At 38.9% G+C, this 3,785-nt stretch carries 5 protein-coding genes; 1 reads left to right on the forward strand and 4 read right to left on the reverse strand.

Annotated elements, in window-relative coordinates; translation table 11 throughout:
• The coding region (locus tag DWX28_RS18120) for a transposase (protein ID WP_243002491.1) at positions 1-349 on the forward strand (349 nt) is incomplete at its 5' end.
• 79 nt (positions 350-428) lie between these two features.
• On the opposite strand, the gene DWX28_RS18125 is transcribed toward DWX28_RS18120, so the two are convergent.
• From DWX28_RS18125 to DWX28_RS18135, 4 genes are all read right to left on the reverse strand, one after another.
• The gene (locus tag DWX28_RS18125; protein WP_243002492.1) at positions 429-1,019 is read right to left on the reverse strand and encodes a helix-turn-helix domain-containing protein; all 591 of its coding nucleotides are present in this window, start codon (positions 1,017-1,019) and stop codon (positions 429-431) included.
• Positions 1,020-1,104: 85 nt separating this feature from the next.
• Entirely contained in the window at positions 1,105-1,332 is a 228-nt protein-coding gene (locus DWX28_RS20150; RefSeq protein WP_243002493.1) for a hypothetical protein, read from the reverse strand.
• 119 nt (positions 1,333-1,451) lie between these two features.
• On the reverse strand, positions 1,452-1,628 hold the full coding sequence (locus tag DWX28_RS18130) for a helix-turn-helix domain-containing protein (protein ID WP_003864535.1): 177 nt from the start codon (positions 1,626-1,628) through the stop codon (positions 1,452-1,454).
• 494 nt (positions 1,629-2,122) lie between these two features.
• On the reverse strand, positions 2,123-3,376 hold the full coding sequence (locus tag DWX28_RS18135; RefSeq protein WP_118254465.1) for an ATP-binding protein: 1,254 nt from the start codon (positions 3,374-3,376) through the stop codon (positions 2,123-2,125).
• Positions 3,377-3,785 lie beyond the last annotated feature (409 nt).

Raw genomic sequence — 3,785 nt, forward strand, 5'->3', positions numbered from 1 at the left:
TAATCCCAAAGCACTGCGTGCATTCATCAGTACAAATGTAGCTTTATCCACACAGGAGATCCTTTTTTGTTATGTGTATCGATGGTCAATTGAAATATTTTTCCGCCAGTGTAAGGATAAAATGGCACTGGACGGCTATCAGCTGCGTTCTGCACAGGGGATCAAAAGGTATTGGCTGCTTATGTCACTGGCACATTTCATGCGTATAGCAGGAACTGGTGAGTTCTGCTCTTTCGAGACCGGATATCACAAGATCTGCGGCATTGTTCAGTTGGAAAAGTATCGATATCTTTTCCAATGTGCAAAGGAAAGCAATGATTTTGACTCATTTATAAAATTAGCAGGGTAGTTTTGTGCAATTTTTCAAATTTACTCATTTATAGTAGATTACATTGAATTTTCCGTTTCGTTCTCTTATTGATGCCATATTATTGCATGCTCCTTTCCAAATCTCTTTGTTCCATCCAGTCTTCAAATTCATCCCGACGGATCCTAACTCGACTGCCAACTTTTATTACCGTGAACTTTCCTTTATCCGCCCACTTGTTGATCATGCTTCTGCTGACCTTTGCCAGATAGGAAGCTTCATCAAAAGTAAGATACTTTATATTTCCATTGCTTCCTCGTATTCCGGTTTGTGATAATTTCTTCCGCCGGAAATTAGCCAGGGCAATATTTTGTTCCTGTGCAAGTTCTTCATAATCATTCGATGGGTCCAGCTTGTAACGGTCCTGACCTTCCAGAAATTTTTGAAAACTCTCTTTTGTGATCCTTTTCTTTTCTGCAATCACAATGAATTCAAAAAAATGACTATACTTTGGATTATCAAGAATTGTATATACTGCGCTCCTGGTTGTTCCAAGCAGCTGTGCCATCTCAGGCATCGTAATAGTTGCCGCTTCCAGAAGAGCATCTTTCTCTCTGTCTTCCTTTATCCGATACCGGGACTGGCTTTTATACCAGTTCTGAAAAAATTCTTTTGGTATTCGTTTCCAGTAATCGACAATAACCGTTTCCATTTGATTTTTTTGAGCAAATCATAAACAAGATAATCGTCAACCCCCAATAAATCCGCGACTTCCTTAACAGAATAGGACCAGGATTTCAATTCTTTCCGGCAATCTCTTTTGATTCAAAAACATTTTTATGCACCAGCCAATATCGATCTGTCTTTTTTAATCCCAGCAGCTTTCCCATTTCCGGCACTGTCATCCAGGTTCTCTTTTGTGTTGGACGCCGTTTGTAAGGACTTTCTTCTGATATCTTTAAAATGATTTCTTCCACATCGTCCATTTCGGGAACTTCTTTTTGTTTCATAATTGCTGTTGCCATTTATTCTTCACATCCTGTCTTTTTAGTGTTAGTGTTTTTTTCTTATATCATATCTCAAATCCAGAAAAAAATTTAGGATGTCGATGCAGACAATATCTGCCTGATCAACACCCTGTTTTTTACTGTTCCAAGTTATCGAGCCAATCATCGAAACTCTTCTTAGAGATGCGATACTTTCCGCCATCCAACTGAATCCACCGGAATTCCTTTTTCTTCAAAAGGTTATAAATAGTAGGTCTGCTGACTCCTAAGATTTCCTGTAACTCCTGAACTGTATAACATCTTTTCTCTGACATTTCTTTATCCTCTTTTCTTTGAAATATGAAAGAAAAATTATCCCTTCATATAACGAAACGCTCAGAGGCTATTTTACAGTGGTCAAAAGCAAATTTTTTTACTTTTTTTCTTACGAGTTTTCTTGCGAGTTTTTTTAATGCCACTCGTAATAAACTCGTAACATTAGATTTCTGCATTTATCCTGAAATTAAGTAAAAGAAAAAGAGCATATGGAATTGAATCCATACACTCTATGATTACTGGAACTTTATTTCATTTTAATTCAACAAACTTTTGTTTATCTCGTTCTTAAGTTCATCTTTATTCTCGTATGTTCTCACTATCGGAATCGTACTCTGTCTGTTCTACATAATCTGCGGAACAGTCTCGTTTGTACGGATAAAAAAATAAACTGAGCCACGGCTGTTCCAACATGAAATCAGCCGTGGCCTTATTTATATCATTTCACTCTTTTTTGAAATAGAACAACACCACAGCAACAACTCAAATCGACTTAAAATTCCAGACTATTCGCATTCAGCAAGAAATACTTCATTCCCATGATGACAAAACCTTCATCATTTCTCCAAGGCTTTTTGCTGCCATTTACAATGACGATCTTCTTGAAAGAGTCCGGGATATTACGCAGAGAATTGAACTCCTGCGTCTGTTTTTCTTCCGAAGTCATGTCATATGCAACCTGGATATAGTATCTCTGGTTTCCTTGATTCACCACAAAGTCAACCTCCAACTGCTTACGAACACGTTTGCCCTCTTTATCCTTATCGAAGATATCCACGACACCCACATCAACATTGTAGCCACGGATCAGCAGCTCGTTATAAACAATGTTCTCCATAATATGAGTAGGCTCCTGCTGTCTGAAATTCAGACGTGCATTTCTCAGTCCCAGATCAGTAAAGTAGTATTTCAGATTTGCACCGATATACTTTCTGCCCTTAATATCGTATCGGCTTGCCTTGGAAATCAAAAAGGCATCTGTCAAATGGTCGATATGCTTGGAGATGGTTTTATTAGCATAAGTCATCTGGCGCTCACTGGCAAATGTATTGGCAATCTTTGAAGGGTTGGTCGGTGCGCCAATTGCAGATGCAAGCACATCAACCAGAATCCCAATCTCATCCACGTTCTGAATCTTATTTCTTTCAATAACATCCTTCAGATAGACATTTGCAAAGATGTTCTTCAGATAGTCCGCTTTCTGTCGTTCGCTCTGGAAACTTACGATCTGCGGCAATCCTCCGTAGATCATGTAGTCATCCCAGGCATCATCATAATCGCCGTCATAGACAGAATAAAACTCTGCAAAGGAGAGAGGGTAGATTCTAATCTCATCACCTCTGCCACGGAATTCGGTCACAATGTCGCTGGACAGGAACTTGGAATTACTTCCGGTGACATACACATCAATATTGCTCATGCGGAGCAGGCTGTTCAGCACTTCCTCAAATCGTGGCATGAACTGCACTTCATCTAAAAGGAGATAATACTTCCCGTCGTCTTTCATGGCATCCTTGATGTACTTGAAGCATACCTTGGGATCTCTTAATTCTTCGTTCTCAATACCATCCAATGCAATTTCAATAATATGATCAACATCAACGCCGTTCTCCAGTAAGTATCTCTTAAAGATGATAAACAGCAAAAAGGATTTGCCACATCTACGAATGCCGGTAATCACCTTTATCATTCCATTATCTTTTCGCTCGATCAGCTGCTGTAGGTAAGCGTCTCTTTTAATCTCCATCATTACGCTCCCCCTTTCCGTGCATCTGCACACTTTTTAGTAATGAGATTCTATCACAGAACGACCTGAATTTCAATATGTATTCCCATTTTATGTGCATCTACACACTTTTATGTAATGTTGATAAATATATTTTCAGATTTTTTTGATTGCAGGGGTGTCTATAATCGATTACTCCAATCGTTATTATAGGTAGACAACAAAAAGAAGATGGTTCCGATGTTTCATTAAATATGTTCGTTAGTCTTTTACGCAAAGGATTCTATCTCCTCTGCGCCCTAATGCTTTTCGGATTCAGTTCAACAGTCGAGTAGACTAAGACCTCTCAATCTTAACCCCTCACAGATCCATACGTGCGGCTTTCCCGCATACGGCTCCTCATAGTAACATTCGCTTCAATATAAACAAT

The sequence above is a fragment of the Blautia sp. AF19-10LB genome, from assembly GCF_003461245.1.
In the GTDB taxonomy this organism is placed as follows: Bacteria; Bacillota; Clostridia; order Lachnospirales; family Lachnospiraceae; genus Blautia_A; species Blautia_A intestinihominis.

Bases quoted from the DNA above. Each gene is read 5' to 3' on its own strand.
- DWX28_RS18125 (WP_243002492.1), bottom strand. From the start codon at position 1,019: ATGGAAACGGTTATTGTCGATTACTGGAAACGAATACCAAAAGAATTT.
- DWX28_RS18130 (WP_003864535.1), bottom strand. From the start codon at position 1,628: ATGTCAGAGAAAAGATGTTATACAGTTCAGGAGTTACAGGAAATCTTA.
- DWX28_RS20150 (WP_243002493.1), bottom strand. From the start codon at position 1,332: ATGGCAACAGCAATTATGAAACAAAAAGAAGTTCCCGAAATGGACGAT.
- DWX28_RS18135 (WP_118254465.1), bottom strand. From the start codon at position 3,376: ATGGAGATTAAAAGAGACGCTTACCTACAGCAGCTGATCGAGCGAAAA.